The organism is Cupriavidus sp. FW305-F7 (assembly GCF_058782875.1).
The window spans coordinates 261,913-279,221 of the sequence record NZ_JBYSYC010000002.1; the positions used below are offsets into that span (position 1 = coordinate 261,913).

Below are 17,309 nucleotides of genomic sequence, written 5' to 3' on the forward strand. Positions count from 1 at the left end.
AATGTCTGAGCAAATCCCATCGATCACCGTGCTGCTACCTGTGCGCAATGGCGAGCGGACAATTCTTCCTGCGGTACGTTCCATTCTGGCCCAGACTTTCGAGGATTTCGAACTCATAGTGCTTGACGATGGGTCCACGGATAGCACTGCCCAACTCGTGCGTGGGTTGCACGACGCACGTATCCGGCTAGTTTCGGACGGCTTTCAACTTGGTTTGACTGCACGCCTCAACCAGGGTGTCGATCTGACCCGCGGTCGCTACCTTGCGCGGATGGATGCAGACGACCTGAGCTTTCCGGAGCGGCTGAAGCGTCAGTACCAGTTTCTGGAGGAACACCCCGAGGTCGATCTGGTAGGGTGTCGGGCAGCGGTATTCCGGAATGATGGGTCCATTGTCGGATTCCTGCCGTTTCGCGAAACTCATGAGGCGATCTGCGCGCGTCCGTGGCGCGGTATCCCATTGCCGCATCCCACATGGATGGGCCGGGGGGACTGGTTCCGCAAGCACCGGTATCGCGTTCCGGAAGTCAGGCGTGCGGAAGATCAGGAACTGCTGTTGCGTAGCTGTATGGCCAGCAGGTTTGCGTGCCTTGACGAGACCTTGCTGGCGTACCGACAGGGCAACTACAGTATGACGTCGACGTTGGTCGCGCGAAGACATCTTCTTCGTGCACAACTGCGGATGTTCATCGACCGGCAGCAATGGACCAATGCCGTTTTGGCGGCACTGTCCAGTGCCGTAAAGGCAGCAGTGGATGTGCTGGCTGCGCTACCAGGCATGGACAAGGGGCTGGCTTTCCGCCGCGTGGAGGATCCAGTTCCTGCCAGCGTTGTCGAGCGTATCCAGAAGCTTTTGGCAAGCGCTTCGCGCTCGTAGGCATGTAAGCGCATCGTATGCACCGTGGTTGATGATGAGACAGGAATGGCTGGTAGGAATGGTCCTGCTTCAGGCTTGCAAGGCCAGTTGAGCGGTGACTTTTCACGGCAGCAGTCGATCCGAGACCCAGGACATCCTGTTTGCGGCGACCGATGGCCTTAACGGCATGGAACAGGGGCTGGCCGTGGTGTTCCCGAACCCCACCCTGCAGACCTGCATCATGCATCTGATCCGGAACAGTCTGGAGTACGTCAGTTGGAAGGAGCGTCGGGCCGTGGCTGCAGCGATTAAGCCCGTGTACACCGCCCACCGTGGAGGCTGCGCTGGCCGAACTGGCGCCCTTCGAGCAAGGGGAATGGGGCAAGCGTTACACACCGTTCGCCGCGTCGTGGAGCCGCGCTTGGGAGCCGGTGTTCCTGTTCTTTACGTTCCCGCCGGCGATCGCAGGATCATCTACACGACGGATGAAGTTGACAAGCGCCCGCTGTCTCTTACTCGTTTATCGCGTCCGTATTGGTGGCCACAGAGCGCGTACCGCTGTTCTTTACGTACTTGACTTCCGATTCCACGATGCCCTTCTTCTGTGGGTCCTGTGGCGGACAAGGATCAATGCGGAAGCCATAGCCCTCGGGACATTGGGCGTAGGCCCGCTGGACTTCCGGCTCATACAGACAGGCCCTGATGATGGCGCACTTGGGGTTATCGATGATGAGCCGCGCCGGCACTCCATGGAACCATTCGAAGGCATGCCGGTGACACTGCAGCTAGGTGGTAATGGTTTGGTCACGGACTAGCTCGACATACTGGTGCCGGGACCAGCACAGCGTCATGACGAAGTACCAAGTCTTGTGGATCTCGCCGGTGTGCACATCGGTGAGCGTCGGACCGGCGCCGAAGTCGATCTGGGCGGCCTCGTCGGGCTTGAACTCCAGCCGCATGGGCACGTCCGGGGCCTCCGCCGCCTTGATCTGCTCGAGGAAACGGTAAATCGACGACGTGCTGCCGCGGTAGCCGTGGTTGCGCTCGAGGGCGCTGAGAATCGTCATGCCCTGGATGCCGCCCGGCCGCGTGCCACTGCACGATCTGTTCGCGCCAGGTTTCCAGCGGCGACACGCAACTGGGCGGCAACGGTGCCGTCATACTGTCGCGGCTGAAGACCTCGGCCAGTTCAGCGTCGGTGGGCAACGGGGTGTCGGGAGCTAGCCAGCCCCGGTTGCTCGCGGTCTCTCGGACCAGGGCCAGCTTGCGCCGCCCCAACGTCTTGGATCGGGCGATGTCCCGGTCAGAATCGCCCTGGCGCATCCGCACCAGGACCTGTCGGTAATGAAACATCTCGAACCTTCTGTTCATGCTCCCTTCCGGCTAAAAAGCCGGAAGCGTAGCGGTCAATGAAAGTTCGAGCCTGAGCCAGGCAGTGGCTCCATTACGGCGGCGATCTGCTGGCGCCTTTATGCCGAAGATTCGCCGGCGCCATTACGCCGAAGATCTGGTGGCGCCATTACGCCGGCGACGGATTGGCTCCATCATGCCGACGATTCACAGCTGGCGCATTAGTCGAAGTGATGGTGAGTCTTTGCCTGCACCGCACACAAAAACTTGACGGACCCCTTAACCTGCCCTGACAAATAGGCTAACCGGCCCAAAGCGACCGCCTCCTGGTAACCGTAAGCGACAAATCCACCGAAGTAGTCCCCATTCAGAGGCGCCGCAAAATAAAGAAGCAGCCAAAAATCAGCAAGATAACTCCGATCCCGGAGGTAATCATTGCGGCATGTCGGTGAGGTGGGGAGAATTGAGAAACCATATGGTAACTCCCCGCTGGAAGTCGCCATCCGCGAAAACCGCCCACATCAACAGGTGTAACCTGAATCTCCTCGGCCCCATCCTTACAATGCCTGCACACAAGCGTAGCGTACCATCCTTTCCAATAAACTTCATTTTCCACGACGAGCTTGGGCTTATCCAGATTTACCTCCACTTCAATACGTGCTGCACCATACCTACTACAATTCGCATCGACTCTGGATGCGGTGGAGAAATTCATCTTCGGATTAGCCGCACCGTCTTGCGCTGAAACCATTCTCCATTCTGACTCGGCAAATTCCTTTGCGTTACTCGATTGCAGGATAAGAAGATGTCGTTTGAACTTCATTGGGCCGGAGTAATCTTGAAGATAATACTCTCCAGTATAATATCCTGCCCATGGGAAAGCCCTCTCCGTAGGTAAAGGTCGATCTTGCCGCTTGCCCCTGCACTTCTCTTCTGCTAAAGCTGCAATAAGCTTGGGTCGAGTATCCGAGAATTTTCCCGCATGCTTCTCTACCCAAGGCAAACCATCTTCAAAAGGAGGTGCAAAGAAACGTTGGTCCCAGTTCACCGTCACCCAATTAGAAATCGTTGCAAAAAAAATCAAGGCCCCTGACATCCATTTTGCTCGTACAGCAAGTGCAGGCGACAAAGCAATTATGGTAAGAGTCACAACGATGGCCATCGGAATTACAAGCCCATTCCGGTCCGGCCTTGATGCCGAGAAAAGATAGTATGCATTCATTGCAGTCAGCCAGACTCCAATGAGGACCAATGGCTCAACCGTTCTCCCTCGCCAGATACCAAAAATCAAACTGACAATGATCGAGGCGATCGTTATAATTAGTGCGCCAATAACAAATGCTACAGCACCGTCACCGGGCAGAAGATTCATTATGTATCTTCCGTAGGATAACCCGATTATCGCCGACATCAAAATAATCGGATCAAATGTCCAACCAAGGCGATAAATCCTGCATTTTCCAAGCAGGAAGGCTACGACAATTAAGCTGGAAAGAATCAGGAAGCGCTCGTCCTCCACAGCGTAGTCCCGAACGGCGCCTAGCAAATGGTAGCCAAACACCATTAGAGCTACCAGCAGGATTGTCGCGAGCAATCTCTTTCGGTCGTCCAAAACCTTTCCAACTGCTGTACAGGCGACGAGGATGATACCAAGGCAGATAAACGGACGGTAGTCTGCCATGACGAACCGGCTGAGGCCAAGCGGAGGCACCAGCGTCCTCAGTATTTCATGCAAAGGGCCGGAAGCAATCAAAACGGCGATAGCCGCACAGATCGCCGGCCAAGTCATTCGACTTTTCCAGTTACTCGCGCCTATCAGAAACAGCCCGAGAGCCGGTATTCCCACGAACAGGGACCGCATGGATATGTCGTGGGAGAAGAATTTATCATTATTTATTGGAAAAATAAGCGAAAAGATGTCCGTTGCAACGAGATAATCATACGAAATATCTCCGGCGGCAACTGATCGCTGAATTTCGTTCGCGTCTAGCATTGCGGGTACTATGGCGATCCCGGCCATTAATGTTCCGCAAACAAGGCCAGAAATTATGGCGAATCCGAACGCCATTCGCTCACGCTCAAACCAAGTTCTGCAGGCAGTAATCGCACCAAGCAAGAATAGCGAGGCAATAGCGGATCCAGGATACCCGCCAGTCCACTGCGCATACACCCACAATGGTAATGAAGCTAAGGATAACTTTAGAAACGCCGACCCCGAGATCCAGTTAGCGAAAACCGGACCGCACATCCAGGGAATAAATGAAAATGACCTGACTATATCCGGGTGTTGAGAGTTGGAGTAAAACCCACCGAAGCTTTGATAGAGAACACCGGCAACTATTGATTGCAGCCAATCGAGACCGAGCAAGCGCGCACAGACAAGGGCACCGACAGCACCGACGAAAACGTGAAAGCCCTGTAATAGAACGGCGTAGTCCAATCTATACGTAATATCTAGCAAACTAAATAACTGAATCAACGGATAGAAGGCGCCGCTCTGCAAATTCAAATAAGTCGGGTACCCCATTCCCTGAAAAGGTATCCAGGAAGCTTCGCCACTAAATCTGGTCGCCTCGTTGATATAATAGGGGACTGCGTGGTAGGTCAGCAAAAAATCGTCGGGAAAAACCACCCCAAAGAAATAGTGACGCCAGAAATATAGAAGGTTCTGTATTCCCAGGATGACGAGGGCGCCAGCCACCAACAAGAGCTGCCTAGATACTCCAGGCGATCGCCAATTATTTTCAAGAATCGTGGCCGCCGTCGAACTTTTCCAGAGAGGTGGCATCATCTTAAAGCTGTGACAAAGACAACATTACAAACGAATAGTTGATGTGCATTGATATGGGCATTGAGTTCATATCAGGAGGCAGTTTCCCCCAAGAGGCCCATTACGTTTTATCCGACACGACAAGGGAAGTTGGTCCTGGCGGCCAGAATTTGACTCCGACTGCTTAGAAACACTCAGGATCGACTGAGTCGATCGAGACACAGAAAATGTTAATGCGTCTTCCTGACCAACAAAATTTTGGATAACACATAGGTTATTGGCAGCATCATTGCAGCCACAACCAATGGTGCGATCAATTCAGATACTTTGCCGCCCTCTACTAGTCCACCTAGCATGACCGCTGAACCAAAATACTGAACCAGGTAGACAACAGGGAAGGAAATTAAACCACGCAACGAAACCGGCACCTTGAATACAATTAAGGCGTTTAAAATATAGGAAAGCAATACCCCCAACGCATAGGCGATGAAATAGGCCACTTGATAGTCTATGACCACCCGAAGCATCAGATAAACACCATAGCTCACCACTGTATTGGTGGCGCCGCCGATGACAAATCGGAACCATTCCTTCAAGCGCGGCCAGCAACTAGCTTTCACCTCCATGCTCCTTATTGCGCACCACTTCCATAAACTGGCCGTAATCCCGGATGTAGTCGTTTGAGTCATATGGTTCTGAGGCAAATACAAGAAGTACCGCATCGCTCGAGTACTTATACTGTATCCCCCAGACTAGCGGAGGGAGGTAGATGCCTATTGCTGGGGAGTCCAGTAGCACTTCCTGCCTGGATTTTCCGTCATCGACTACCACAGCACAACTTCCTTTCACGCAAATCAAATATTGATGGCACTTGTAATGTGCATGCTCTCCTCGGGTTTTTTCGCTGGGAACGTTAAAAACGAGAAAATAACGGCTTGGTGTGAATGGAATATCAGCAGAGAATTCGCCGACTGAGAGGTCTCCTCGGATATCGGTTACTAGCTTAAGACGGTGCAGTGTAACACCGCTGACATTCAGTGCCGCTGGGGACTCAAAATCATTGGAGTCGCGAAGCGCGAGGCCACTCCCACAGACAACAGTATCGCTGTCATTCACATAGCCTACGATTCTCGCAGGGCAGCCTGTCACTATGGCGAAGGGAGGGATCGATTTGGTGACCACTGCGCCAGCGCCCACCATGGCCCCCCTTCCGACCGTTACCCCGGGTAGCAGGGTAGCGCCGCCACCGATCGATGCACCGCGCTCCACTGTCGTTATAAGGAAGGAATCCGGGTAAACCTTCGACCTCGGAAACTTGTCGTTCGTGAATGTTACGTTTGGGCCAATGAATACGTCATCTTCGATCCGTGTTCCGTCCCAAACGTAAACTCCTGACTTGATTGTAACGCGATTACCAATATGAACATCATTTTCAATGAAGCAATGGGCGCAAATATTAACATCTACCCCAATTTTTGCCTTCGGTAGGACGACAACCGACTGCCAGATGGAGGTGCCCAAGCCGATGGAAATCGTCTGGACATCGGCGCTAGGATGAATCAATACTTCTTTATTCATTTTATAATTTCACTGTAATTAGTGAATTGCCTCGAAATTATAGCCAGGGGTCGCTGTTTGGTATTCTCATAGCCGCGCCAGGCGTACATGCCAACCAATCCGATTCCAAGGAGGTTAAGTGCACTGAAGAAGAGCACCACAATCATGGTTGCGGCATAACCAGGAACGGTTACTCGCCCCAAAAAATGCCCCACGAATACAGCACTACCCAGAAGAATGGCGGTCGCGCACCCAATTAACCCGAGTCTAATTAACAGCCTGACTGGATAATCGGTAAATGCAAATATACTATCCAGCATGTAATCGACCTTTTTCCTGAAGGTCCAACTTGATTTTCCTTCCTGACGCTTCAATCGCTCGTATTCGAATAGCTTTCGCCGAAAGCCTAGCCAGAAAATCAATGCGATTAAGGAAGAGCGGGATTCTTCAAGCTTCAACAGTTGTTCGGCAAAAATTCGATTGCAGCCAAAAATATCCACCCCGCCTCGCGGCATATCACGAACAATAAGACGGCGGTAGCACCACCAGAACATTTCCGATGGTATTCGCGCCGCAAGAGGATCTCTTCGTCCGACTCTTGTCCCAATTGTAACGTCACACTCGCCCAATTCCAGGGATTTGAAGAAGGCGAGCAATAGCTCCGGTGGTTCTTGGAGGTCGGCGGCCATCACGGCGCAAAAATCGCCACTAGACGCCGCCAGGCCGGAACGAATAGCGGCAAATGAGCCGAAATTTCTCGAGTGTGCCAGCAATTGGGCACGATACGGTTGCTCGTCAAGTTTCGCGTGTAGCAATTCGAACGAGCGATCAGGGCTACCATCAACAACGAATACCGCCTCCATGCGCCGACCAAGCTCTATGTTCAGTCGTCCGAGAGCTTGCAGCAAGCGTGGTATTGATTCCTCATTTTTGTAAACCGGAATCACAATTGAATATTTTACATTCTCCATGCATTGATCCTGCTCACAACTTGATCGACCTGCTCGTCGGTCATTTCGGGATAGCACGGCAAAGTAAGAACTTCTGCTGCCAGTTTCTCGGTATTTGATAAACTCAGCGAAGCCCACTTATCTCTGAACACAACCTGCCGGTAGTCTGGGATAGGGTAATGGACATCAGAGGCAATGTCTGCCTCGCGCAAATGGTTGCGCAACCTATCACGATTGGAGCAGCGGACAACATACAGATGGGCGACATATTCGAGGCCGGAATGGTTTGGGGTTATAACATTCGGGTTTTTGATAGCCTTGTTATATTTTGAGGCTACTTGGCGTCGTCGTTCATTGGCTTCGTCCAGTTTCGGCAAAAATTCCGAAAGTACAGCTGCCTGCATCTCGTCGAGGCGGCTGTTACGGGCACCGGGTAGGCCACATTGATATTTCTGTGTCCAGCCATATTGACGCAATCCATTAACAATAGCGGCGAGTTCCGCAGATTGCGTAACAACCGCACCGCCATCACCCAAAGCACCTAGATTTTTCGTCGGATAAAAACTAAAGCTAGCGGCATCGCCAAAAGTACCCACACGCTTCCCGTACAGAGATGCCCCATGTGCTTGGGCACAGTCCTCAAGAAGGCGCACCTCCTTTTTTCGACACAAATCGGAAATCTCGCGGATCTCCGGAATTGCGAGACCATACAAGTGAGTCGCCACAACTGCTTTCACACCGACAGATATGGCGCGCTCGATTTCAAGGAGTGTGACATTACAGGTCTCAAGGGAAATATCGACAAAATACGGCTCAGCACCAATGGCTGAAATTGCCGAGGTGCTATACATGCCTGCATTTGCGACTGTAGCAACCTTGTCTCCAGCCGTAACACCTAGCGCCCGGAGCCCCAGTTCTATTGCATCCGTACCATTTGCAACGCTTATGCAGTGTGCGATGCCGAGATATCTTGCGAAGGCTTCTTCGAAACCTTGTACTTCGGGCCCCAGGACGAACCATCCTCTTGAAATAACTCTGGAGATTGCAGCCTGAATTTGCGACTCGTGTGCGCGTGTTCGCAACAAAAGATCGTTGATTAGCATCATTAAATATGTAAACTTGTGACTACAAGCTGGCGGGTAACATTAGTAGGGGCTGAGACGACCCCGTCATATCTATAACAAGGCACTCAAAAAATTGACCCTGTAGAGTACCATTCTTCGCCTTGAAGTTGGCCAGGAGTTCGTCGATCCGATTGACCGGATGATCAGCGATGTGGGTCAAGACATGGCGCAGATAGGCCTCGGGTCCGATGCCGTTGAGGTTGCAAGTCCCGATGAGCGAGCACACGGCGGCCGCAAGCTCGCCGCCACTGTCGGTGCCGGCGAATAAGAAGTTCTTCCGGCATAACGCGATACCGCGCAACGCATTCTCCGCGATGTTGTTCTATTTCCGCCAAGCCTTCATCACAGTAGTAGATTAACGCCTGCCACTGGTTCATCACGTAGTTGATGGCCTTGGTGGTTTCCGACTGCGCCTTCAATGCGAATCAACGCTCTGCCCAAACGGATCTCGATGGGGTCGTCCCGCGGCGTCGGCTCGAAAACCGCGGCGGGTGGCGAGCCTGGGTGTTCAACCATCACTGGTAACAACGCCGCAGCTTCCTGGCGCTGCTCCGCTGGGTAGCGTCGGCGCCACGTGCACAGCATGTTCGCGTTGATGCCGTGCTCGCGCGCCAACTTTGACACCGAGACGCCTGGCTCGCGCGCCGCGGCTGCCAACTGCCGCTTGCATTCCTCGCTTTGATTCAGCCGGCCCTTGCGACTGCCGGCAATTGGTACTTCCTGTGACCGTGACGAAGAAGGCCTCATTACCTATTTGAAGGGAACTGCTTTAGCGTCACTCTACTGAACGGTACAGGCGGAGCTGGCGACTCGCCTACGTAGGCGTCGTGACTGGCTACGACTGTCCGGAGAGTCTTCGCAACAGACCGCTCCCAGCCCGCACCAACGCGGCGCTTACCCGCCCCCCTACGTACCAGCCCAGCATGAGCGCGACATTGCAGCGTCGGTCCGCCTGCTTCAAGGCTTGCCAATTCTTCAGCAAGAACCGAGCGGTGTTGTAAAGCGCATAACTCTCATACGACAACCTGCTACTCCCACGGGCACCACCGGTGGCCTGCGATGGAGGGAGGTTGATCTGCAATGCGCGGGGCTCATATGAAATCTTGAGCCCGCGTGCACCGCAGCGCACTAGGTAATCGGTTTCTTCGCGATAGCAGTTGCCGACGTAGCCCGTGTCGAAGTCTATCGCCCTGGCCGCGTCCGCCCGGATCAGGAACGATGCGTGGCATACTGGAACCTCCACGGATCGAGGCATGCTGGCCGCGAAATCGAATCGGAGCCTGCTCAGGTTCACCACATCGTCTGCCTTGCTAGCGAGCTTGCGGCGCTCGATGACGGCGGCTTCCGTGTCCTTGTCGTCGCGCAGGTATAGGGCGGAGGCGCCAACGATATCGCTGGCGGTGTCCTTTGCGGTTTGCAGCAGAATCCCCAAAGCGCCGGGATTCAGTATGGAATCGTCATCGCCGAAGTAGATGAATTCCGTCTGCGCCAGTGCCTTGCCACGGTTCTTCGATGTGGTCTGTTTCCCGTTTGCACTGTTGCGCAGATAGGTGATCTGCGGGTAGCGCTGCATGAGCGCCTTCGCGACCTCGGGCGTATTGTCGGGCGAGCAGTCGTCCACCAGTACCAGTTGTGCGACCTCTGGCTGCAGATAGGACGGAATCGTGTCCGCAAGCAGGTGAGCGCGCTTGTAGGTCGGAACGACGACGGTCACCTTAGGCTGGCTGTCTGACATGGAATTTCGCGATGACGTAAAAGAGCGTAGCAAATAGCGATGCCTTCAGCATCGGAACCACGAAGAGCAACTGGTTTTCACGCGGCAGCAGCAGGAAAAAGGGCAACGTAGCGGCGAAGATAAACAGCCCGAGCGGCGAGGCCCTGGCTACGCGGTGGAGCAGGCGCAAACACGTGCCGGTGAAAAGGCCAGCGACAAGCGGCCCGAACAGCCGCGAATACAGCAAGGACTCCGCCACTGCAGAACCGCCCATGCCCTTGCCTTCGAGGTACATCTTCGGATCGACGATGAACGATATGCGATGCGCCAGGCTGGCTGTGTGCTTGACGAATTCCAGCGTCTGACCGGCAGCGAGATCCCCTAGCATTCGATGATAGCCGTCGAGGAAGGTGGCGAAGGTCGCGCGCAATCCGTCGGCAGGTGTGAACCTTACAAGGTGCGTAGCCGTGGACTCGATGAAGATCAGGCTGACCCCCTGCCCGTATGCGAATCCAAAGAGTGTTTCGAATGGATCGGACGAAATTGCTGTCGCAACAGGAATGCCCACTCTAACGCGCCCCACAATATCGGCAACGATGGCGAGGCCGATGCCGGCGCAAGCAGCTTTCCACCATGAAACCTTGAGCTCCTGGGTCGTGACCAGTAGCCACGTCAGCGCGATGATCTGCGCCATTGGAACACCACGCGCCCCCTTGAGCATGTCCAGTACGCAAAGCACCAGTCCGAAGCCATATGCCATGAATGCCAAACGCTGCCGGGGGCGCGACGCCAGGTACATGAAGACACCGAAGATCAGCCAGCTGCCGAGCGCATAGGGAATGCCGCTCGGACCGCCGTACTTGTAGAGCGCGAGATAGTCGCCATTGCGCCACGTGTCTATATTGATATAGACGCGATAAAGCGCAAAGGGCAGCAGTGCCAGGCCGGAGCGTAATGCGAAGACGCCAAGAGACTGGTCATTGCGCACCGGGACGTTGCCGAGCTTGCCTGCCGACAATGCAATGCCGCATAGAAACAGGCTGATGGCGCACAGCGACAGCGCCACCGTATGGTCGTTCATCGGCCCCATGCGGAACCAGTCGCCGTAGCGGTAGTCGGACCAGCCAAAGAAATAGGTGATCAGGAAACGGCTGAGCAGGAAGAGGGTCGTGGTCAGGCAAAGCAGCATTGCCGGGTTGAACCGGCTGGAAGACGCCTTGCTGACTCGGTATATGCAAACAAAGAATGTCAGCGCAGTAATGGGTTCTTGCCAGGCGAGTACGCCGTAGGCACCGCTGATCAGGTTGGCAATTACCAGCGCCACTGTTGCCAGAAAGAAAAAATTAGGCATCCTGGGCTCCAAAAAACAATACAAAAGCAACAATCAGCAGGGCGAAGTTCGCACAGGCGTACGCGACCGCTGCCCCTGCCAGGCCGGCCAAGCCGGTCAGTATGTAGGTGGCCAGTATGAAGCAGACCGAAAACGTCAACTCGAGCGCCCAGGAAAACCGAAGATTTCTTTGATAAATGAAAAACGCGACGAACGGCATTGCTAGGGCCTTGAAGGCATCGCCGAGCAGTTCGATCCAGAGCAGGGGTGAGATGCCCGCGTACTGCTCGGAGTAGAGCACCTTGACCACGAGGTCGGCGCCGCGCCACAGGATTGCTACGCCAACGATGAAGCCGAGCACAACGAGAAGAGCATAGCCGGCCAGACGTTTTTTTAGCGTTTGGCGCGGCGCATCGCTCCGGAATACTTCGGGCAGCAGCACGAAGCTGACCACGGCTTGCGCCATGGCGACGATGGCGTCGGAGATGCGGAACATGCCTTGCCAGAGGCCGGCCGCTTCCGGGCTGACCTGCGTCGACACGACTTCGCGGACGGCGATCACGGCCGCGGTGCCCACGACGGCCGGTGCGAGCGCGATAGCGACATAGGGTGCCAGCGATCGGGCTGCCGGCCAACCGTCGCGCAAGGCGGTGATGCCGGCGTGCCAGCGCGTTCGGGTGGAGGCGGCCACCACCAGCCAGATCGCGAGCGTTGTGGCAAAGCTGATCACCAGTGCGCGGACCGCGCTCGGGATCGAACCAGGCAGGACGAACAGCCAGTAGCTCAGCAGTGCGGTGACACCCGATAGCGCAACTACGATGGCATTTAGCCGCGACCGCCCTTGTGCCAGCACGGTGGCCTGGATCTGCAACGCCAGTGCAGCGAGCAGACCGAGCGCCAGTGCGGCAAGCGGGCCGAGCGCCTCGGCGCCGCTGACCACGCCGAGTTGCCGGAATCCCGCATGCCAGGCGGCGATCAGTACGGGCACACCAAGCACAAACAGCAACCCGCCGGCCAGCCACCGTGCGCGCGCCGCATCGTCCTGTGTCGGTGAGGACAACCGCGCGATCAGCCCTTGCGAGATGCCGCCATTCGAGAACGTCGTGTAGAGCGTGGCCAGGCTGAAGACATTACCCCATGTCCCGAAGGCCGCCGGTCCCAACTGCGTGGACAGGATCTTGTTCGCGGCCAGGCCGCAGAGCAACTTCAGGAGAACGCCCAGACCGGAGATCAGTGCGTTCAATGCCATGGAGGCGCGGCCAGTGTCTGGTAAGGGCCGGAAACACGGGCCACTACCCGCGAGGTCATGGCTGTGAACAGGAAGCTCGCAAGGAAGAACGCCGACGTGACCTTGCCGAAGCCCTCCATCGTGCGCATGATGAACCAGACAGAATGCGCCGAGCGGAACTTGTTAGACGAGAAGGAGCGCTTGCGTACACGATACCAAGCCAGCGTCTTGGGCAAGCGCTCACCGCGCAGACCGGCCTTGATCAGGATAGCCCAGGCGGCAAAGTCTTCAGCCACGAGGCCGGGAGGCATTGCTGGAAAAACGCCGTCGCCGGCTATCTTCCGCTTGAGCATGACGGCCAGGCACCCCACGCCCCGCCGGGCGTTATGGGAAAACAGCGTCAACCGGTTCGGTCCGCAAATTCTCGATATTGGGCGGCCGCTGCCATCCTCGAACGGGATATAGTCGTGATAACTAAAATCCAGGTCATGGTGACGCATAAATCTAACCTGCTGTTCCAGCTTATTCGCATCCCAGATGTCATCCGCATCGAGAAATGCAACATATTCTCCCGATGCGGCCGCGATACCGATATTGCGCGCACGTGCGGGACCGTATGCCACCGAATTTGTAATGACCCGAATGCGCGCGTCGGATGCGGCAAGACGGGCGAGCACGGCTGCCGTTTCGCGATTTGAGCCGTCATCGACCAAAATCCATTCAAAATCGGTGAGGCTCTGCTGGAGGATCGAAATGGCGGTCGCACCAATATACTTCCCATCGTTATGCACGGGAGTAATGATACTAACCAGTCTTTTCGCGCTCGATATGATCATTTTGCAAGGAGTAGCAGTTCCAGCCGCCGAGTCTGCGACGCCTGCGAGTATAAGGCATCGAATGCTGCGCATGCAGCATTCCGGAGGGGCCCCTGATCGTGGGTTTGTAAAATTCTGTGAAGTGTGCGTGCCATCTGTGGCACATTTTCAACTACGCTAATGGCCTCGCGATACCGCTCGTCGGAAAGCATGGCTTCATAGCCTACCGCTGCATTTGGCATGCAGATCACCGGGATGCCATACGACAACGCCTCGGCGACCTTGGTCTTCATGCCGCTGCCCCAACTTACCGGTGCCAGGTAGACCGCGGCCGACGCGAAGGCGCTGGCCATCCGGCCGGGATCAGGATTGTCGATGACCTTCAGGAAGCGGTAGGGTGCGGCCATTTCCGCCGCACGGGCGCCTGCAACGACGAACTGCGCGGGCGTATCGGCGCTTTCGTTGAACGCCTTTGCCACTTCAGCGAAGTGTTGCAATGCAGTCTGATTTGGTGCAAAGCCGAAATGGGCGGTGAATAGGATCTGCGGACGGGCAGTCGAATCCGCCTGGCACTGAGTGTCGGGCTCGCCACGAGACAGCGAGATGGGCAATATGTCTGTGCGGGCGGGCATACCGTAATGGCTGTTGAACAGCGTGCGGTCGGCCTCAGTGATAAAGGTCATGAAGTCCGCGGAGTGGCACGGGGCCTCCGCATGGCGAATAATCCACGTATCCAACGCATTACTTACTTGCCGTAACATATTTCCGCCATTGTGCTGGCGCTTCAATTCGGCTTCCACGTTGTCGCTCAGGATCCCGTATGTCTTGCCGGGCACTTCTTTGCGAATGTCAGACATGAGCTTGCCGAGGCGGGAATTGTGGAACAGCGTCACGTCCGCAGCGCGTGCTTCGCGCGTCAGCAGTGCGCGGTAAGTCATCAAGTAGGTGGGGCACAGTCGCACGCGTGCTGCCACATCTCGGAGCGTGGACTTTTTCAGGTAGATGCGTTTGCAGTGGGCTGGGAATTCAAATATTTCTCCATTTCCCATGTCCTTGCTGATGACGGTCAGCTGGTCGACGCCCTTGGCGGCGCAAAGCGCCTGGGCCAGCGAGCGGAGGTAGAGGCCGCCTCCGGAAAGCTCCTGAAGCCCATTGGGTGATATCAGCAGAACGTTCACGAATCTCGTAATTGCAGTTGTGCGCGAATCTGCTTGCAGAAACGCTCGATGGAGAAGGATTCTTCAATGAATGCGTGCATGCGGGTGGGGTCGCTATTGCGTCGCAGAAGCTCAAAAATCGACGCAGCTTGCCTGACGAAATCACTGGTTTCTGTCGGCAGTTCGCTGACCCAGGGCACGCCTTGCCTCAGGAATACATCGCAGGCGCCCACCCGGGTGCCTAGTACACTGACGCCGGAAGCCAGTGCCTCGAGTGTGACAAGCTCGAACCCTTCGAAGAGGGAGGGCAATAGCATGATGTCGATCATGTCGTAGAAAGTCGACATCTGATCCGGTGCCAGGCCGGGAACAATTGTGACGCCGGGGAGATTCTTCAGGGCAGTCGGCACGTCGCTCGTCGTTGCGATGACCAGCCGCATGTTGGGTTGCGTGCCGATCCAGCGCGCTATCTCGATCAGATAAGGCAACCCCTTGCCATATTCCAGGCGTCCCGCAAAGCCCAGCCGCACGAGGCCGTTCGTGAATTTCTGCCCGGCATGGAACATGGTCGCGTCAATGCCATTGTGGACCACGCGGCATTTTCTTGCGGGTACCCCATGGTGGCCAATGCACAGGTCGCGGACGGCTTCCGAGACGCAGATCACGCGCTGCGCGCAGCGCATCGTCAGGCCTTCGAGGCGGGCCAGAAGCCGCATCCCCAGAAACCGGTTGCCCGACTTGGCCAGGGCCCGGATATAACCAGCCGCGGAACCGTGAACGATTACTGCTTCTGCAGGATAAAGCGGTGTGTACGAGGAGTTGGAAATGGTCATGAACTGGCCGCCGGATAATCTTCTGGCCCATAGCCACAGCGATGCCGCGATTGGAAAGGCAAACTGCGCAAGGCGCTTGCCACACAGAAACTGTGGTAAAACCATGGCTTCGTCGACCAGGGTTACTTCGGCGCCATGCCGTTTGAGGTCACTCTGGAGAAGATGTACGACGCGCTCAACGCCGCCCGTGTTCTTTACCCCATTACGCGATACGAGAAAAATAGGCAAGAGCATGAACAATACTGTGGTTGTGCGGTTGCACAACGCGGAGGGCAGGCCCTACTATCTGGGCGGCACGATGTGAAGTCAAATGACCGCTCGTCGCCGCACGTTCGCCTGCAATCTGCAATGCTGAACGTGGACACGGTCGGGAAGTCGACATTCTACGCGAATGCCGGCCCGACCTTGGCGCTACGATTTCTCTTGAGTTTTCATGTTTGAACTATTCTGGCTCCCTGCAATCGCGGCCTTGTTGAGTGCAGGCGCTGTGCTGATCCTGCGCCCACTGGCCACCCGCGGAGGTTTGCTTGACCACCCCGGCGGAAGAAAGCGACACGAAGGCTCGACACCACTGGTCGGCGGTATCGCGATCCTCATCGCGGTCTGGGTGTCCACGGCGATGTTCGTGCGCGGCTATGATCATTACACGCCGCTGTACATTGGCCTGACGCTGCTTGCGCTGGTTGGCCTGTTCGACGATCTGAACGGCATTCCTCCACTAAGCAAGCTGGCATTCCAGTTCACAGCGGCAATCCTGATGACTTCGTGGGGTGAGGTGTATCTGCACTCCCTGGGCGATCTTCTCAACAAGCGCGACGTCATTCTCTATGCGTGGGGCATTCCGCTGACCCTTCTTGCTGTCCTCGCGGTGGTCAATGCCATCAACATGACCGATGGCATGGATGGCCTGGCAGGGGGCCTTTCCTTTATTGTGTTCGGCTGGTTCGCGTGGTTGGCAAACGACATTGGCAATCCGGGTGCATACCGGATCTGCCTTCTGGTGTGTGGCGCCATTGCAGGTTTCCTGCTGTTCAACATGCCCAGCCCCCTGCGCCGCCGGTTGGTTTTCCTAGGCGATGCGGGAAGCTTGTTGCTTGGCTACGGGATCAGTTGGTTCGCGGTGGAACTGTCGCAGAAGGAGTACAACCCGGGTGGCCACGTACCCCCGGCCGTTATGCTCTGGGTGGTTGGCCTGATCTTGATTGATCTGCTGGCGGTGGTTTTGCGTCGGGCAATCCAGGGCAAGAATCCGCTGGCGGCCGATCGCACCCATCTGCATCACCTGCTGTTGCGGGCGGGTCTAAATAGCAAACAGGCGGTGTGGTTCCTCCTGGTCGGGAACTTCCTCCTCGGCCTGATTGGCGTGATGGCATGGAAGCAAGGCGTGCCGGAGTCCATCCTGTTCGTTGCATTCCTGCTGCTTACGGGCATTCACTTGCTGATCATGCAGCGAGCATGGGTCGTGATCCGATGGATACGGAGACTTCGCTCGCGATAGTGCCAATGCGAGCCACATGGAAGCTGAATTCCCACTCTCCCTCGAACGCTGTGGGCGGTCTCTGCGCCAGTGCCTGCCTCAGGGCCTGCAATAATTTGCGTTCCTGGAGTCCTTCGTAGAATGGAGG

Annotated in this window: 15 protein-coding genes and 2 pseudogenes; 3 read left to right on the forward strand and 14 right to left on the reverse strand. The window is 55.9% G+C overall.

The window, feature by feature from the left end:
- Position 1: 1 nt before the first annotated feature.
- Together AC3WL8_RS02980 and AC3WL8_RS02985 are read left to right on the forward strand one after the other, a co-directional pair.
- Positions 2 to 877, forward strand: coding sequence for a glycosyltransferase family 2 protein (locus AC3WL8_RS02980; protein ID WP_492377858.1), 876 nt, complete (start codon positions 2 to 4; stop codon positions 875 to 877).
- Positions 878 to 971: 94 nt separating this feature from the next.
- Positions 972 to 1,433, forward strand: coding sequence for a transposase (locus AC3WL8_RS02985; RefSeq protein ID WP_492377859.1), 462 nt, complete (start codon positions 972 to 974; stop codon positions 1,431 to 1,433).
- Here the strand turns inward: AC3WL8_RS02985 and istA are convergent.
- From istA to AC3WL8_RS03055, 14 genes and pseudogenes are all read right to left on the reverse strand, one after another.
- Positions 1,414 to 2,209: pseudogene (gene istA, locus AC3WL8_RS02990) on the reverse strand (IS21 family transposase); the annotation flags it as partial. The gene AC3WL8_RS02985 and the pseudogene istA overlap by 20 nt on opposite strands.
- Positions 2,210 to 2,573: 364 nt before the next feature.
- Positions 2,574 to 4,997: a glycosyltransferase family protein gene (locus AC3WL8_RS02995; RefSeq protein ID WP_492377860.1), complete on the reverse strand. Its 2,424-nt coding sequence runs from the start codon at positions 4,995 to 4,997 to the stop codon at positions 2,574 to 2,576.
- A gap of 209 nt (positions 4,998 to 5,206) precedes the next feature.
- Positions 5,207 to 5,602, reverse strand: a complete 396-nt coding sequence (locus AC3WL8_RS03000; RefSeq protein WP_492377861.1) for a GtrA family protein — start codon at positions 5,600 to 5,602, stop codon at positions 5,207 to 5,209.
- Positions 5,586 to 6,554: a WxcM-like domain-containing protein gene (locus AC3WL8_RS03005; RefSeq protein WP_492377862.1), complete on the reverse strand. Its 969-nt coding sequence runs from the start codon at positions 6,552 to 6,554 to the stop codon at positions 5,586 to 5,588. Before AC3WL8_RS03005 ends, AC3WL8_RS03000 begins: the two co-directional genes overlap by 17 nt.
- Positions 6,551 to 7,504, reverse strand: coding sequence for a glycosyltransferase family 2 protein (locus tag AC3WL8_RS03010; protein WP_492377863.1), 954 nt, complete (start codon positions 7,502 to 7,504; stop codon positions 6,551 to 6,553). The genes AC3WL8_RS03005 and AC3WL8_RS03010 overlap by 4 nt, the downstream gene beginning before the upstream one ends.
- Positions 7,492 to 8,589 (reverse strand): DegT/DnrJ/EryC1/StrS family aminotransferase, encoded by a 1,098-nt coding sequence (locus AC3WL8_RS03015; RefSeq protein WP_492377864.1) that lies wholly within the window; start codon positions 8,587 to 8,589, stop codon positions 7,492 to 7,494. The genes AC3WL8_RS03010 and AC3WL8_RS03015 overlap by 13 nt, the downstream gene beginning before the upstream one ends.
- Positions 8,590 to 8,608: 19 nt before the next feature.
- Positions 8,609 to 9,026, reverse strand: a pseudogene (locus AC3WL8_RS03020) (IS66 family transposase); the annotation flags it as partial.
- A complete protein-coding gene (gene tnpA / locus AC3WL8_RS03025) occupies positions 8,950 to 9,354 on the reverse strand; it encodes an IS66-like element accessory protein TnpA (protein ID WP_492377865.1) in 405 nt (134 codons plus the stop codon). The gene tnpA and the pseudogene AC3WL8_RS03020, both read right to left, overlap by 77 nt.
- Before the next feature lie 88 nt (positions 9,355 to 9,442).
- On the reverse strand, positions 9,443 to 10,342 hold the full coding sequence (locus tag AC3WL8_RS03030) for a glycosyltransferase family 2 protein (protein WP_492377866.1): 900 nt from the start codon (positions 10,340 to 10,342) through the stop codon (positions 9,443 to 9,445).
- Entirely contained in the window at positions 10,323 to 11,672 is a 1,350-nt protein-coding gene (gene wzy / locus AC3WL8_RS03035) for an O-antigen polysaccharide polymerase Wzy (RefSeq protein WP_492377867.1), read from the reverse strand. The genes AC3WL8_RS03030 and wzy overlap by 20 nt, the downstream gene beginning before the upstream one ends.
- Positions 11,665 to 12,900 (reverse strand): oligosaccharide flippase family protein, encoded by a 1,236-nt coding sequence (locus AC3WL8_RS03040; RefSeq protein WP_492377868.1) that lies wholly within the window; start codon positions 12,898 to 12,900, stop codon positions 11,665 to 11,667. Before AC3WL8_RS03040 ends, wzy begins: the two co-directional genes overlap by 8 nt.
- Entirely contained in the window at positions 12,891 to 13,787 is an 897-nt protein-coding gene (locus tag AC3WL8_RS03045; RefSeq protein WP_492377869.1) for a glycosyltransferase family 2 protein, read from the reverse strand. The genes AC3WL8_RS03040 and AC3WL8_RS03045 overlap by 10 nt, the downstream gene beginning before the upstream one ends.
- On the reverse strand, positions 13,712 to 14,872 hold the full coding sequence (locus tag AC3WL8_RS03050) for a glycosyltransferase (protein ID WP_492377870.1): 1,161 nt from the start codon (positions 14,870 to 14,872) through the stop codon (positions 13,712 to 13,714). Before AC3WL8_RS03050 ends, AC3WL8_RS03045 begins: the two co-directional genes overlap by 76 nt.
- Positions 14,869 to 15,918, reverse strand: a complete 1,050-nt coding sequence (locus AC3WL8_RS03055) for a glycosyltransferase family 4 protein (protein WP_492377871.1) — start codon at positions 15,916 to 15,918, stop codon at positions 14,869 to 14,871. Before AC3WL8_RS03055 ends, AC3WL8_RS03050 begins: the two co-directional genes overlap by 4 nt.
- 199 nt (positions 15,919 to 16,117) lie before the next feature.
- On the opposite strand from AC3WL8_RS03055, the gene AC3WL8_RS03060 reads away from it, so the two are divergent.
- Entirely contained in the window at positions 16,118 to 17,182 is a 1,065-nt protein-coding gene (locus AC3WL8_RS03060; protein ID WP_492377872.1) for an MraY family glycosyltransferase, read from the forward strand.
- The last annotated feature ends 127 nt before the right edge of the window (positions 17,183 to 17,309 follow it).

Bases quoted from the DNA above. Each gene is read 5' to 3' on its own strand.
- AC3WL8_RS02980 (WP_492377858.1), top strand. From the start codon at position 2: ATGTCTGAGCAAATCCCATCGATCACCGTGCTGCTACCTGTGCGCAAT.
- AC3WL8_RS03010 (WP_492377863.1), bottom strand. From the start codon at position 7,504: ATGGAGAATGTAAAATATTCAATTGTGATTCCGGTTTACAAAAATGAG.
- AC3WL8_RS03005 (WP_492377862.1), bottom strand. From the start codon at position 6,554: ATGAATAAAGAAGTATTGATTCATCCTAGCGCCGATGTCCAGACGATT.
- tnpA (WP_492377865.1), bottom strand. From the start codon at position 9,354: ATGAGGCCTTCTTCGTCACGGTCACAGGAAGTACCAATTGCCGGCAGT.
- wzy (WP_492377867.1), bottom strand. From the start codon at position 11,672: ATGCCTAATTTTTTCTTTCTGGCAACAGTGGCGCTGGTAATTGCCAAC.
- AC3WL8_RS03060 (WP_492377872.1), top strand. From the start codon at position 16,118: ATGTTTGAACTATTCTGGCTCCCTGCAATCGCGGCCTTGTTGAGTGCA.
- AC3WL8_RS03055 (WP_492377871.1), bottom strand. From the start codon at position 15,918: ATGCTCTTGCCTATTTTTCTCGTATCGCGTAATGGGGTAAAGAACACG.
- AC3WL8_RS03040 (WP_492377868.1), bottom strand. From the start codon at position 12,900: ATGGCATTGAACGCACTGATCTCCGGTCTGGGCGTTCTCCTGAAGTTG.
- AC3WL8_RS03000 (WP_492377861.1), bottom strand. From the start codon at position 5,602: ATGGAGGTGAAAGCTAGTTGCTGGCCGCGCTTGAAGGAATGGTTCCGA.
- AC3WL8_RS03015 (WP_492377864.1), bottom strand. From the start codon at position 8,589: ATGATGCTAATCAACGATCTTTTGTTGCGAACACGCGCACACGAGTCG.
- AC3WL8_RS02995 (WP_492377860.1), bottom strand. From the start codon at position 4,997: ATGATGCCACCTCTCTGGAAAAGTTCGACGGCGGCCACGATTCTTGAA.
- AC3WL8_RS03030 (WP_492377866.1), bottom strand. From the start codon at position 10,342: ATGTCAGACAGCCAGCCTAAGGTGACCGTCGTCGTTCCGACCTACAAG.
- AC3WL8_RS03045 (WP_492377869.1), bottom strand. From the start codon at position 13,787: ATGCGCAGCATTCGATGCCTTATACTCGCAGGCGTCGCAGACTCGGCG.